This is a genomic window from Sedimentibacter hydroxybenzoicus DSM 7310, assembly GCF_013403245.1.
Taxonomy (GTDB): Bacteria; Bacillota; Clostridia; order Tissierellales; family Sedimentibacteraceae; genus Sedimentibacter; species Sedimentibacter hydroxybenzoicus.
In genome coordinates this window covers 170,816-184,245 of sequence record NZ_JACBNQ010000001.1, presented here as the reverse complement: position 1 = coordinate 184,245, position 13,430 = coordinate 170,816, and the positions used below count along the sequence as shown (strand labels likewise).

General features: G+C 34.0%; 15 protein-coding genes and 1 tRNA gene. 1 reads left to right on the top strand and 15 read right to left on the bottom strand.

Going from position 1 to position 13,430, the window contains the following annotated elements:
• Positions 1-90: 90 nt before the first annotated feature.
• Entirely contained in the window at positions 91-477 is a 387-nt protein-coding gene (locus HZF24_RS00890; protein WP_179236371.1) for an FMN-binding protein, read from the top strand.
• 32 nt (positions 478-509) lie between these two features.
• Here HZF24_RS00890 and hslO read toward each other — a convergent pair whose 3' ends face one another.
• From hslO to HZF24_RS00820, 15 genes are all read right to left on the bottom strand, one after another.
• A complete protein-coding gene (hslO, locus tag HZF24_RS00885) occupies positions 510-1,391 on the bottom strand; it encodes an Hsp33 family molecular chaperone HslO (RefSeq protein ID WP_179236370.1) in 882 nt (293 codons plus the stop codon).
• Between the two features lie 2 nt (positions 1,392-1,393).
• Positions 1,394-2,125 (bottom strand): class I SAM-dependent DNA methyltransferase, encoded by a 732-nt coding sequence (locus tag HZF24_RS00880; RefSeq protein ID WP_179236369.1) that lies wholly within the window; start codon positions 2,123-2,125, stop codon positions 1,394-1,396.
• A 1-nt stretch (position 2,126) separates the two neighbouring features.
• On the bottom strand, positions 2,127-2,324 hold the full coding sequence (locus HZF24_RS00875) for a small, acid-soluble spore protein, alpha/beta type (protein ID WP_179236368.1): 198 nt from the start codon (positions 2,322-2,324) through the stop codon (positions 2,127-2,129).
• Positions 2,325-2,377: 53 nt separating this feature from the next.
• Entirely contained in the window at positions 2,378-2,512 is a 135-nt protein-coding gene (locus HZF24_RS19155; protein ID WP_281372231.1) for a hypothetical protein, read from the bottom strand.
• Entirely contained in the window at positions 2,496-3,689 is a 1,194-nt protein-coding gene (locus HZF24_RS00870; protein WP_179236367.1) for an MFS transporter, read from the bottom strand. The genes HZF24_RS19155 and HZF24_RS00870 overlap by 17 nt, the downstream gene beginning before the upstream one ends.
• 165 nt (positions 3,690-3,854) lie before the next feature.
• Positions 3,855-3,938, bottom strand: a tRNA-Leu gene (locus HZF24_RS00865).
• 75 nt (positions 3,939-4,013) lie between these two features.
• A complete protein-coding gene (locus HZF24_RS00860; RefSeq protein ID WP_246345900.1) occupies positions 4,014-4,754 on the bottom strand; it encodes a peptidylprolyl isomerase in 741 nt (246 codons plus the stop codon).
• A 100-nt stretch (positions 4,755-4,854) separates the two neighbouring features.
• On the bottom strand, positions 4,855-5,121 hold the full coding sequence (locus HZF24_RS00855) for an HPr family phosphocarrier protein (protein WP_179236366.1): 267 nt from the start codon (positions 5,119-5,121) through the stop codon (positions 4,855-4,857).
• A complete protein-coding gene (gene whiA, locus HZF24_RS00850; protein ID WP_179236365.1) occupies positions 5,118-6,080 on the bottom strand; it encodes a DNA-binding protein WhiA in 963 nt (320 codons plus the stop codon). Before whiA ends, HZF24_RS00855 begins: the two co-directional genes overlap by 4 nt.
• A 9-nt stretch (positions 6,081-6,089) precedes the next feature.
• Positions 6,090-6,515, bottom strand: a complete 426-nt coding sequence (locus HZF24_RS00845; protein ID WP_179236364.1) for an NUDIX hydrolase — start codon at positions 6,513-6,515, stop codon at positions 6,090-6,092.
• A gap of 109 nt (positions 6,516-6,624) precedes the next feature.
• Positions 6,625-7,803 (bottom strand): THUMP domain-containing class I SAM-dependent RNA methyltransferase, encoded by a 1,179-nt coding sequence (locus tag HZF24_RS00840; protein WP_179236363.1) that lies wholly within the window; start codon positions 7,801-7,803, stop codon positions 6,625-6,627.
• A 7-nt stretch (positions 7,804-7,810) separates the two neighbouring features.
• Positions 7,811-9,238: a sigma-54 interaction domain-containing protein gene (locus HZF24_RS00835; protein ID WP_179236362.1), complete on the bottom strand. Its 1,428-nt coding sequence runs from the start codon at positions 9,236-9,238 to the stop codon at positions 7,811-7,813.
• 57 nt (positions 9,239-9,295) lie between these two features.
• Positions 9,296-10,447: a class I SAM-dependent methyltransferase gene (locus HZF24_RS00830; protein ID WP_179236361.1), complete on the bottom strand. Its 1,152-nt coding sequence runs from the start codon at positions 10,445-10,447 to the stop codon at positions 9,296-9,298.
• A 124-nt stretch (positions 10,448-10,571) separates the two neighbouring features.
• Positions 10,572-12,242 carry a glutamine--tRNA ligase/YqeY domain fusion protein gene (locus tag HZF24_RS00825; RefSeq protein WP_179236682.1) on the bottom strand — a complete coding sequence of 557 codons (1,671 nt, stop codon included), beginning with the start codon at positions 12,240-12,242 and terminating at the stop codon, positions 10,572-10,574.
• A gap of 237 nt (positions 12,243-12,479) precedes the next feature.
• Positions 12,480-13,331 carry a 3-hydroxybutyryl-CoA dehydrogenase gene (locus HZF24_RS00820; RefSeq protein WP_179236360.1) on the bottom strand — a complete coding sequence of 284 codons (852 nt, stop codon included), beginning with the start codon at positions 13,329-13,331 and terminating at the stop codon, positions 12,480-12,482.
• Positions 13,332-13,430: the final 99 nt, after the last annotated feature.

The following is a 13,430-nucleotide window of genomic DNA, read 5'->3' as shown; positions in this document are numbered from 1 at the left end:
GCTTTTTAAGCATTGACATTAGTGCTGGACTAAGGTTTATAATTAGTTTGTTAATAAACAAACTAATTATAATTTTAGGAGGAGAAATAAATGTTAAAAAGAATTATTAGTTTAAGTTTATGCATTTTGATGATATTCAGTCTTTCATCATGTGCAACAAATACCGTTGGATCAGATCCATCTGCACCTTTGGATTCAGCAATTTATAAGGCAGGAGAATATACTGCTTCCGCAAAGGGAAATTTCGGTGATATTCCTGTAACGGTAACTTTCAGCGATACAGAAATACTATCTATTATAGTTGGAGAAAACCAGGAAACTCCTGATATAGCAAAACCTGTTTTTGAAAAATTACCAAAACAGATTATAGATGGTCAAACACTTAAAGTTGATATGATTGCAGGAGCAACAAATTCATGCAAAGGTCTTTTAGATGCTGTTGAGGACTGTATTAAAATAGCACCAAAAAAAAATTAGAGCTATTGGATTTTTTCCATTAGCTCTATATTTTATTGTTCTATATATTTTAATATATTATTTAATTTGTCGCCATTAAATAAATATTTTTCATTGCAGAAGTGGCAAACAGTTTCTATTTGCTCATCTTCTTCTATTATTTCTTTTAATTCCTTCTTACCTAAAGAAATTAATCCTCTTTCCATTCTTTCTTCAGAACAGTCGCATTTAAACCCAACGGGTATTTTCTCCATTATTTCAATGTCAAAATCAACAAATAATTTTTTTGCTATTACTTCAACATCATCATCGTTATCAAAATAATCAGAAACAGATTTCAGATTATTTAGTACATTCTCTAACTTTTCAAGGTCTTCATCTTCTACAAACGGTAATGTCTGAACTATAAAGCCACCTGCGGACTTAATGCTGTAATCTCTGTCAACCAAGACACCTAATGCAACAGCAGAATTTTGTTGTTCGGAAAGCCAATAATACATTGCGATATCTTCACCGATTTCGCCGGTTACGATATCCGTGCTTCCAACATACGGTTCCTTTAAACCAATATCCATCATCACTGTAATCTTGCCGTTTATACCAACTGCTCCTCCAACATCTAATTTGCCGTTTGGCTTTAAGGGCAAATCTACATTCGAATTTTCAACATATCCTTTTATTTCACCATTGTTATTGACTACAGCTAAAATTGTTCCGATTGGGCCGCCTCCGTTGATGTTGATGGTGAGCTTATCCTTTTCATTTTTCATCATATATCCCATCATCAAGCCTGCGGTCAATGTTCTTCCTAAAGCCGCTGAAACTGTGGGAGTTGTATTGTGTCTGCATCTTGCTTCTTCCACAGCATTTGTGGATTTTACCATAAATAATCTGAATGTTTTTTTCTTATCTATTGCTCTTATCATGTAATCCATTGCTAGTTTCCTTTCTCACATACAAAGACGGCTCTCAAGGAATTATCCCTGCATGATTCGTCATTGTAATCATCATATATTTTTATATTTTTAAAACCGATTTCATTTAATAATGATACTACTTCTTCAATCTTATGTATATATTGTGTCTGTATCTCACTGATTCTATTATATTTATCCGATTCATCCTTTATAAAAAAGTTTATTTCAATATTAACTGCATCATTTGATTCATCAGCACCATTCTCCCACACATAAAAAATTTCACCGTCATCATATACATAGGTGTCATTAAACATAGTTTCATATTTGTATTGTGTACTCAAATCAAAGATAAAGCCGGAATTTTCATTTAAATGATTATATACATTATTGAAAAAATCCTTAATTTCATTTTTATTTATGTAATTGACACCGTCACAGCAGCAAACAGCAGCGTCAAATCTATCATCTATTTTAAACGACCTTATATCCATGTTTAGTAGTTTAACCCTTGGATTCCGCCCAAGCTTTTCATAAGCTCTCATAAGCATGTCCTGCGAAAGGTCAAAAGCAGTAATCTTAAAGTTTTTATCTGCCAATAAACGTGTTATGTTTCCTGTTCCGCAGGCTGCTTCTAAAACCTTGCTGCCGTCAATTTTTTCGGCTATGAAGGATGTCCATTTTTCATAGTCTGTATCATTCATCAGAATATCATAAATCTGAGAAAATTCTTTATAGCTTCTGTTAAGCATTTTATTTCTTCCTTTTCTTCTTTTTAGCGGTCATTAATCCGCCTATTCTACCTGTTTCCTTAGCGGTAAGACCTCCCCATCCAAGCTCCTCAACCTTATCCATCAGACCAATTTCTTTTGCTATTTCCAATTTCATTATATCGTCAGGGGTAAGCTCTTTTTTCTTTTTTATCTTCTTTTTATCGTTCTTTTCAACCATAATATCCTCCTTATTAATAAGTTTATTATGGTTTAAAAGCATACAAATTATACTTATTTTTCTTTTTTTATAAGCATTACCGCCTTAATCTCTTTTAATATCAAAAGTATTTTATTAAGGGTGTACTGTATACTGACTAATATTATAAAAAACATTACAACCATTATTATTTTAATTTGTAATTCCATAATTTACTCCCGATTTTTCTTGTTTTAGATTTATTATTGAAATAAAAGCACTTATAAAAAATACTACGGCTGTTGCCAGAAACGGTAATGTACTTCCCAATTCATATATAAAACCCGAAAATAACGATCCAAAGATCATTCCGCCTGCTCTTACTGAATTAAATATTCCTGAAATTATACCGCTCGTTTTAGAGTTCTGACCTCTTGTGACAATATCTTGCTGTATGGGGAGGTAAATTGCATTAAACATAAAAAATATTATATTTGCAATAAAGAACGGATATAAATATGGAATAAATGTAACTGACAATGATGATATACCGCATAATAACAATACGATTATCATAGACATTCTCGGATTAAAGTGCTTTTCAATATATATATTGACGGTAAAGTTTACAATCAATGTTACAATACCGATTATTGCTTTGATTATACCATTATATGACGAAGAAAGATTCAGTGCATCCTTTAAATAATAATTAAAAGCATTGTCATATGCAGTTGAAGCAAAGCTGGTAAGAAATACGGCTATTAAAAATGTTATAAGAATTTTAGGCATCTCACCTATAAGGTTGCTGTAGGACTTAAAAGGGTTTAAAGACATACCTGCGGTAAACCTATCATCTGATTTAACTTCTTCAATTAGTAAATATGTTAAAACACCGTATAGGAATATTAAGGATGCCTGCAATACAAATACAACGCGTATAGAAAAATTACCAACTACTCCTCCGACAAAATATCCAAATGCGGCTAATACTGAAGTCAGTGCAACATAATAGGATATATGCCGTCCTCTGTTATCCTGATCCGTAACATTAACCAGGTATGCAAGGCTGCAGACGTATATACCCGCACTAAAAAAGCCACCCACTAATCTTGCTGCAATCGTCATAAATACGGTATCTGTCATTCCAAAAATCAGCTGCGTTACCCCATACACCGGACCTGTAAATGCCATTACCTTTATATGCCCATAATTATCTCCTACAGTACCCCAAATCAGGGAGCCGAAAAAGTAACACAAGGACATTGCGGCAAATGACAAACCAAATACATAATCCGCAAACCCTTTTTCAATAAACATAGTCGGTGTCACCGGATGACCCATACTGCTGCATAATGCGAATAACCCAAAGCATAAGTACAATCTTCCTATCGAAGCTTTTTTCAATTTTATTACCGTCCCCGATTTATATATATAAAATCATATATTATGGACAACAAAAAAGCAATCTTAAAATAACCGTATAAACTCAAATGTGGAGCATACAATTGTTTGGACAAACCAATTTAAAAAAGACATAGTTTTCTCTTAACGGAAACTATGTCTTTTCAGTGCGGATAACAGGACTTGAACCTGCATGAAATTGCTCTCACACGGACCTGAACCGTGCGCGTCTGCCAATTCCGCCATATCCGCTTGCTTATCACTAAAATATATTAGCACAATATTTAATGTTTTGCAATAATTTTTTAATGAAAGTTATAACGAAAGTTATAATATCTCAACCTTATATTTTTTACTTAACTCCGATTTTTTATCATTGTATACCTTTTCTTGTTTTTCCATGAAACAACTGTCTTTAACCTCTTGTACTACCTCTTCGAATGATGAATTTCTTTCGGGAATGCGTTCAGTCAGCTTAATGAGATGATAGCCAAACTGTGTTTTAACAGGACCACTTATTTCTCCTGCCTGCATTGCAAATACCGCATCTTCAAATTCAGGCACCATCTGACCCTTACCAAATTGCCCGAGTGCTCCTCCGGCTTCTTTTGAAGGACAGCTTGAAAATTCTTTGGCCGCATCTTCAAAGGATAACCCATCTGTTATATCTTCTAAAATCTCAGTGGCTTTTTCTTCGCTGTCAACAAGTATATGACTTGCTTTCACCATTTCCTGCGTTACATAAGTATCTTTATGTTTTTCATAGTACCCTTTTAATTCTTCATCAGAAAGAATTATCTGATTAAACATTTTCCTGAGGTTATATTGTTGAAGCATTGATTTTTTCATGTTTTCCATTACTTCAATAAATTCTTCATCATTTTCCAAGCCTTTTTCCAATGCATCCGAATACATTAATTCATGCATCACCAATTCATCAACTAATTTTTTTCTTCCTTCGGCACCTTGAAAATATGCAGCGTTTTGTCCCAGGTTTTTCATTAAAGCTTGTAAGTCTGATTCCTTGATTTCATTGCCGTTTACTATGGCGATTGTTTTATTTTCCATCTTGTCTCCTATGTATTAATTTAGTTATAGCTGTGACAGAATAATTCTTACTGTCGCAAAAAATGAAAAATGGGATAGGTCATACCCCACTGTCTCATTTTTATTCTTCTTCTTCCATACATTCCAACAAATTAGCTAATTCAGTAATGCATTTGTCTTCGTCCGAGCCTTTTGTTATAATTATAAGCTCATCACCCTTCATAGCCCCTAATGCCATAATGCTGATTATGCTTTTTCCGTTAGCTTCCTGGATGTCTTTTTTGATAATAATTTCACTGTCAAAGTTTCTTGCTTTCTTTACAAATATTGCTGCCGGTCTCGCATGGAGTCCTATTTTATTTTTTAATACTACTTTTTGTGATCTCATTTTACACCTCTTTTTTCATGCTCTAAATCATTTGCAATTTCTTCAATCTTTCTTAATCTATGATTCACACCTGATTTTCCAAGGGGTGGATTTAACATTTCACCCAATTCCTTTAAGCTTGCGTTCGTATGCTTTAATCTCAAATATGCCAGCTCCTTTAAATGGTCAGGGAGTTTATCAATAGCTTTATGTTTCTTTAAAATTTTGATATTGTTAATCTGTCTCATTGATGTATCAACTATTTTGTCAAGGTTTGCAGTTTCACAGTTAATTACTCTGTTTATCTGATTTCTTGTTTCTTTAACGGCTCTTACGTTTTCAAATTCCAATACTGCGTTATTCGCTCCAAGCAGTGCAAGCAAGTCAGAAATTTGTTCGCTTTCCTTAATATACGTTACGTAATTGTTTTTTCTTAACAACGTCTTTGCTGTTATACCGTATTCTTTAAGCAACGAGCTTATACCCTTGCTGTGATTTTCCCTGCTGCTTACAAACTCCGCATGGTATGATTTTTCCGGATCGCTTACTGAGCCGCAGCCCATAAACGTACCCCTCAAATATGCTCTTTTACATTCATTGTTGATGACTAAATCATCGGGAACTCCATAATCAAATTCCACAAAGTTAAAATTATTATTGCCGGCTATCTTCGTTTCGATTAAAAAATTCTTGGCATACTTGTCTTCGATGTTAATAATATAATTATTGCGTTTCTTTAACCGGTTTGTTTTTTCAACGCTTACCTGAGTTGAAATTTCAAATGCCACCTTTAATAATCTAAAAATTCGCCTGGCTACTGCCGCATTTTCTGTAGAAAACTCAATTTCAAATTTATTAAAACCTTTCAGACTAATATAACCCATTGTTCTGATTAATGCTGCAAGCTCAGCTTTGGTGCTTGCTAAATCGGTTATTTCTGTTCTTGATAACTCATCCTTTATTTTTGAAGAAAAGGTCATATAATCACCTTACTTGTAACTATGAAATTTAATGTCTTCAACAGCTTTTCTAATAATTTTTCTTTCATCATCATAACGAGCAATTATCAAAGTTCTTTCAAACGGAAGAAATTTAGCTTCTACAAAGCCTTCATTTTTTTGTGCAGTGCAATTCATGTTGTGTGCCATCATCAAATACCAGTGGACTTCTTTATTGATATGAATTCTATCCATATAACAGGTACGGTTAAATTCATAATTTATTTTGCCAAGGTATTTAATTGTAGTAACCTTTGCCTTGGTTTCTTCATAAACCTCACGCAAAGCAGTTTCTTCCAATGATTCGTTTTCCTCAATTCTCCCTTTTGGAAGAACCCAATCTCCGTTAAACTTTTTTAACATCAATATGCTGTTTTTGAAAAAAACAATTCCGCCTGCACTCACTTCCTGAATCATGTTTGACCCGCCATTCCAATATTGTATTTTATATAATAACACAATATCAAAAAAAATCAAACATATATTTATAGTGTACACTAAAAATGATTACAATTCAACAGATTTATTATTCTTTTGACGGTCTCTCTCCATAATATTGATAATAATCAACCCTTACATCACCGTTGAATAGCTTTCTTTTTCTGTCCGCCTTTCTGCCAAAGTCCTTCTCAAAGGTTTCAACAGATGTGATTACGTAGCAGGACCATGTTCTATCTTTGCCGAATACTCTTCCTAATTTTTTATGAATTTTTTGAATTTCTTCAACCTCACCTATTCTGTCGCCGTATGGGGGATTGGTAATTAATATGCCGTATGGACACATAGGCTCAATAATCTTATTAACATCCTTAACAAAAAATTCTATGCAATCATCCACACCTGCTTCTATGGCATTTTCCTGCGCTATTTTAATTGCCTTCGGATTTATATCCGATGCATATATTTTTATATCAGCGTCAAAATCAATATTTTTTCTTGCTTCAATCTTAGCGTTTTTCCAATACTCATCTTTTACAGCTTTCCAACCCATTGATGCAAATGTGCGATTAAGTCCGGGTGCGATATTCCTGCCTATCAATGCAGCTTCAATAGCAATTGTGCCGGAGCCGCATAGGGGATCATACAATATTCTGTCCTTATTCCAATAGCTTAACTTAACCAATGCCGCAGCCATAGTTTCTTTCAACGGCGCTTCTGTTGACTTCTCTCTGTAGCCTCTTTTAAACAGTCCTTCTCTTGCACCTGTCGTATCTATTGACACTGTGGCAACATCCTTGTGAATAGATATGAGTATTGTGTATTCTGCCCCTGTTTCAGGCATCCATTCAACATCATAATGTTCACATAACTTTTTAGATACTGCTTTTTTTACAATAGCCTGACAATCAGGCGTGCTGTAAAGCTTTGATTTTATACTTTTTCCCTTTACGGTAAATTTACCGTCCTTGTCAATCCAATTTTCCCAGTTTAATTCATATGTTTTATCAAAAAGTTCTTCAAAGCTGTAGGCTTCAAACTGTCCCATTATGAGCATAACTCTGTCTGCACATCTTAAATTTATATTTGCTTTCGGGATATCCTGTATTCCTGCATCAAAGTACATCCAACCGTTATCAGCAGTAACATCCTGGAATCCTATGTCGTTTAATTCTCTTTTAACTATTGCCTCCAAACCAAAAGCAGATATGGCAGCTAATTTAATTTTATCATTCGGTACTATATTGTTTTCCAATTGTTCTCCCATCGTTCTCCTACTGTTCTCCCATTGTTATATTGTATTTGTCTATTTTATAATACAAGGTCGCACGAGGAATTTTCAAGCGCTTGGCCGCTTCTGATTTGTTGAAGTTTAATTCTCTCAGCGTGTTTTGTATTATTCTTTTCTCAATTTTTTCAATATATTCTTCTAAACCGGTTTCATGATGCTTTATCTGGCTTACATTTATAACTTTATTTATTTCATCTACTTCAATTTTTTGCATGTATGCAGGAAGAAATTCCTTTTCTATCTTATCCTTTCCATTTTGATGCGCATAAATTACAGATCTTTGAATTACATTTCTTAATTCTCTTACATTACCTTCCCAATTGTATTCGGAAAATATACTTAATATATCATCAGGTATTTCAATTATACCTATACCCTGCTCCATGCAAAATTCCTGCAGGAATTTATTTGCCAACAGAACTATATCTCCCTTTCTATCTCTTAAAGGAGGAATGTTCACCTGAAAAACATCCAATCTGTAATAAAGGTCATTTCTAAATTGATTCTCTTTAATAAGCGTCCTGATGTCTTTATTTGTAGCCGAAATAATTCTTACATCTATTTTTCTTTGCTTATTGCCGCCTATTCTTGTTACAACACCTTCTTCTAATACACGCAGAAGCTTTGGCTGCATCTCAAGAGGCATATCTGCAATTTCATCCAAAAAAAGTGTTCCTCCCTCGGCTTCTTCAAATTTGCCCTTTTTACCCTCATTTCTCGCTCCCGTAAAGGCTCCCGGTTCATAACCAAACAATTCGCTTTCAAAAAGTTCTTTCGGTATAGCGCTGCAGTTAATGGGAATAAACTTCCCCTTCCTTTCACTTTCATAATGGATTGCCTTTGCAAACAGCTCTTTACCTGTTCCGCTTTCACCCTTTAGCAATATGTTTAAAGGTGACTTGGATATATTTTTACACAAATTGATTATTTGTATGAAATTAGCGTTATTACTTATTATTTTTGAAAAATATGCTTCACCGGAGGTTGATATTTTTGTGTATTCCTTTTCAAGCTTAAGCAGGTTATGCTGAGTTTTGTTTAAGAGCTCACTGAGCTTTACAATTTCTGTTATATCGCGATCCCTTGCAAGTCCGCCAATCATGTTACCCTGCTTATCATGAAGAGGTACTGCGCTGGAAACGACAAAGCTGTTTTCTCTGGGATTATTGTATATATTATGATAGGAAATCTTCTTTTCGAGGACCTTTAATAATAAAGCATTCGGAAAAAATTCCTTTATATCACTGTCTATGATGTCTTTCTTTGAAACACTAAAATATTCCTCTGCAGTAGAATTAAAAAAAATGACCTTACCTTCCATATCTACTACAGTTATGGAATCAGGTATATTGTCTAATATATATTCAAAAATTCCTCTTTCTCTTTCTTTAAAATAGCTTTCGGAATTCATCACAACCCCCTGTAACAATGAACATTGAACAGTGAAAAATGAACAATGAACAGTTAGTTATTGTTTATAGTAGTAATTTTCTATGAATAAATCTTCTAAGTGCCAGAATTTCTTAAAATTATTGTAATCCTGCTCTGCATTCTTATTTTCCTTACCTGTCTTTACGGCTCTGATAAGAATATTTTTTGGAGTATGCTCCATAGCTATAAATTCCATCAATTGGACCTTGTAGCCCTTTGTTTCCATGAACAATCCTCTCAATGAATCCGTAACCAGAGATGATACTCTTTCTTTTATTAAACCGTGCTTAAGCATCGGCTCTAACTCAGTATTTTTTATTTTATCATAAAACTCATGCTGGCAACATGGAACGGACAATATTATATCTGCATTCCACTTGATTGCTTTAACCAAGCTTGCATCTGTTGCAGTATCGCACGCATGAAGTGTAACTATCATATCTATTTTGTTTTCGTAATCGAAGCTGCGTATATCTCCGTAGACAAATTTCAAATTATCATAATTCAGCTTATTTGAAATTTCATTGCAATAATTTATTACTTCTTCCTTTAAATCCAGACCTATTATTTTAACCTTTACTTGTCTTAAATGATAAAAATAATAATATAAAGCAAAGGTTAAATATGCTTTTCCGCACCCGAAATCTATTATCATAAAATCATCCCTAAGCTCTCTACCCTTTAAGGAATCATCCACTATTTCCAGAAACTTATTTATTTGCTTAAACTTATCGTATTTTTTTGAATACACCATTCCTTGCTTGTTCATTACTCCAAGGAGCTCTAAAAAGTCGCATGGCTCATTTTCATTGATTATATACTGTTTTTTCTTGTTATGCTCTTCCGTGGTTTGCTTTTTAGAAGGCTGTTTTTCAGTAACCTTAACACTGCCTTTTTTACTTACAATTATTTGATAATCTGCTTCTGAAGTATATAAATTTATATTTTTATAACCATCAATTATTAAATTAATTATTTCTTCATTTGCCTCTTCATATGAATAGTTTTCATGAAAAGCTTGTTTATCTGTAAATTTTTCAAATTGAATAATGCTTTTATTCTTAGCATTGATCGGTCTTGCTGTGATTTTTTTATAGGGATTATCAGATTTATTCTTGGGTGTTGTAAAAACACCGTATATAAATTTGTTTTCTTCAATACTTCTATTAACTATTTCTTGTATGTTCAAGTTACCACCCCTTGCGGAAAATAAAATTTTCCTGATTTGCAACAGATTAGCTGTAGGTTTAGCGATAGAGAAGCAATTGTAAAAATCACTTTATCTATCGTCTATCTATTCCTAATCGGGGACACTATCGTGTCCCCGCACCTTTAAAACTGCTCTTCAATTGTACAATTCGGTTAAATACCAAATGTTCTTCTGTTGTATCCTGATCGATTATAAAAAATCCATGTCTTAAAAATTGGAATCTGTCACCTATTTTGTTTTCCTTCAATGTAGGCTCCATCTTACAATTCTTTAAAACTATTTTAGAATTAGGATTTAATTTTTCCAGAAAGTTTGATTTATCAAAATCCTCATCGTCCATCATATAATCATATAATCTTACTTCCGCATCGACATAATGTTTCGCAGATACCCAATGTATTGTACCCTTAACCTTTCTGCCGGTAAAGCCGGACCCGCTTTTAGTTTCAGGATCATAGGTACAATGCACTTCCACAACCTTTCCGTCTTCATCCTTAACAAAGCTCTCACATTTGACGAAATATGCATTTCTGAGTCGAACTTCATTGCCCGGGAAAAGTCGATAATATTTTTTAGGCGGCTCTTCCATAAAATCATCTCTTTCAATATAAAGCTCTCTGCCAAAAGGAACCATGCGACTGCCCATTTCGGGATTGTCAGGATTATTTTCCGCTTCCATATATTCTATCTTATCTTCAGGATAATTTGTAATAACCAATTTTATAGGATCTAATACAGCCATTGTTCTCGGGGCTTTTAAGCTTAGATCATCTCTTATTGCGAATTCAAGCATTGCAATATCTACGACACTTTGCGCCTTTGATACTCCTATTGCTTCACAAAAGCTTTGTATAGATTCAGGAGTATATCCTCTTCTCCTTAGTGCTGCCACTGTTGGCATACGAGGGTCATCCCAGCCGTCAACATATCCTTCTTCGACCATTTTCTTCAGATATCTTTTTCCCATCATTGTTTTAGACAAAAATAACTTAGCAAACTCGATTTGCTTGGTAGGAGCCGCCTTAAAATCATCTGTATTGCTTAAAACCCAATCATAAAATGGTCTGTGGTCTTCAAATTCCAATGTACACACTGAATGAGTTATTCCTTCGATCGCATCCTCCAAGGGATGAGCATAGTCATACATAGGATAAATGCACCACTTATCTCCTGTATTGTGATGAGATTCATGTAAAATTCTATAGATTACGGGATCTCTCATATTGATATTAGGACTTGCCATATCTATTTTAGCCCTTAATACTTTTTCACCGTTTGCAAATTCACCGTTCTTCATTTTTGAAAACAATTCCAAATTTTCCTCAACGGTTCTGTTTCTGAAAGGACTTTCTTTTCCCGGTTCAGTCAATGTTCCCCTGTATTCCTTTATTTCTTCAGCCGATAAATCATCAACGAAGGCAATACCCTTTTTAATTAATTCTACGGCATAATCATACATTTGATCAAAATAGTCGGAAGCATAAAATATTCTTTCCTCCCAATCGGGGCACAGCCATTTAACATCCTTTATAATAGATTCCACAAATGATATATCTTCTTTTGTAGGATTGGTATCATCAAATCTCAAATTAAAAATCCCATTGTTTTTCTTAGCTAAGCTGTAATTTAAGCAAATTGATTTTGCATGACCTACATGAAGATAGCCATTTGGCTCCGGAGGAAATCTTGTGTGCACCCTGTTTCCGTATGTACCACTTTCAAGGTCTTCATTAATTATTTTCTGAATAAAATTAACCGATTCCCTGTTTTCGATTTCGCTCATAATTTTCCTCCTAAGTTTTTGTATTTATTTCATTTCATTATATATAATGGAATTACTATTTTCAAGCTAAATATTCCAATATCCATATTATCTCCCAAAGCAACGGAATGTATCAAAAAAATGCCATCCAAAATGGATGACATTTTACAGATTGACGATATTCAATTGGGGACATTCCTATAAAGCTTTTCTCCATAGGCTTTCCCTTCTTTAGAGGTGTGTCCCCTTTCATCTATAGTCATAGAATCCCTTGCCCGTTTTTCTGCCAAGCAAGTTTGCTCTTACCATTTTACGAAGAAGTGGATGAGGTCTGTATTTCGTATCACCGAATTCATTATATAGAACCTCCATAATAGCAAGGCATACGTCGAGACCTACCAAATCACCCAATTCTAACGGTCCCATCGGATGGTTTGCACCTAATTTCATAGCAGTGTCTATTTCTTCTCTTGACGCAACTCCGTCAGCCAATATACCAATGCCTTCATTTATTAAAGGAATCAATATTCTGTTAACAACAAATCCCGGAGCTTCATCAACACTTACAGGAGTTTTTCCTATTTTCTGAGATAATGCAAATATTTCATCATGAACTTCCTGAGAAGTCATCTTTCCCTTAATGATTTCAATTAATTTCATTACCGGTACAGGATTAAAGAAATGCATACCTATTACATTTTCAGGCTTTTTCATTTTAGCAGCTATTTCTGTAATTGATAGGGAAGATGTGTTGGTAGTTAAAATTGCATCTTCTTTAGCAACAGCCTCAATTTCACCAAATATAACATGTTTTGTTGCCATGTCTTCTGCTATTGCTTCAATGAATAAATCTGCTTCCGAGCATTCTTCATATGTAGTAACCTTTGTTATATTTGCAAGAGTTTGATCCATAGCTGCCTGCTCAATTTTTCCCTTAGCAACCAATTTAGCAAGACCTTTGCCTATTGTATCCTGCAACGTATCATAAGTTTTTCCCGGTCTTCCCTTAACTATAACAGGATATCCTGCCTGCGCAAAGGTTTGAATAATTCCTTTTGACATTGTACCTGTTCCAATAACACAAATTTTCTTAATTTCCATTTAATCCTCCTATAATATTAGGACTTTTGTCCCTTTTTTGCCTAACATAATTATATCACTGTAAATAAGTTTTATCAATACAGATATATTTGACAAATA

What these genes read in the sequence shown, in the direction of transcription:
- HZF24_RS00880 (WP_179236369.1), bottom strand. Translation starts at nt 2,125, where the DNA reads ATGCTTAACAGAAGCTATAAAGAATTTTCTCAGATTTATGATATTCTG.
- HZF24_RS00820 (WP_179236360.1), bottom strand. Translation starts at nt 13,331, where the DNA reads ATGGAAATTAAGAAAATTTGTGTTATTGGAACAGGTACAATGTCAAAA.
- HZF24_RS19155 (WP_281372231.1), bottom strand. Translation starts at nt 2,512, where the DNA reads ATGGAATTACAAATTAAAATAATAATGGTTGTAATGTTTTTTATAATA.
- HZF24_RS00860 (WP_246345900.1), bottom strand. Translation starts at nt 4,754, where the DNA reads ATGGAAAATAAAACAATCGCCATAGTAAACGGCAATGAAATCAAGGAA.
- HZF24_RS00840 (WP_179236363.1), bottom strand. Translation starts at nt 7,803, where the DNA reads ATGGGAGAACAATTGGAAAACAATATAGTACCGAATGATAAAATTAAA.
- whiA (WP_179236365.1), bottom strand. Translation starts at nt 6,080, where the DNA reads ATGACCTTTTCTTCAAAAATAAAGGATGAGTTATCAAGAACAGAAATA.
- HZF24_RS00855 (WP_179236366.1), bottom strand. Translation starts at nt 5,121, where the DNA reads ATGAGATCACAAAAAGTAGTATTAAAAAATAAAATAGGACTCCATGCG.
- HZF24_RS00845 (WP_179236364.1), bottom strand. Translation starts at nt 6,515, where the DNA reads ATGATTCAGGAAGTGAGTGCAGGCGGAATTGTTTTTTTCAAAAACAGC.
- HZF24_RS00890 (WP_179236371.1), top strand. Translation starts at nt 91, where the DNA reads ATGTTAAAAAGAATTATTAGTTTAAGTTTATGCATTTTGATGATATTC.
- HZF24_RS00835 (WP_179236362.1), bottom strand. Translation starts at nt 9,238, where the DNA reads ATGAATTCCGAAAGCTATTTTAAAGAAAGAGAAAGAGGAATTTTTGAA.
- HZF24_RS00875 (WP_179236368.1), bottom strand. Translation starts at nt 2,324, where the DNA reads ATGGTTGAAAAGAACGATAAAAAGAAGATAAAAAAGAAAAAAGAGCTT.
- hslO (WP_179236370.1), bottom strand. Translation starts at nt 1,391, where the DNA reads ATGGATTACATGATAAGAGCAATAGATAAGAAAAAAACATTCAGATTA.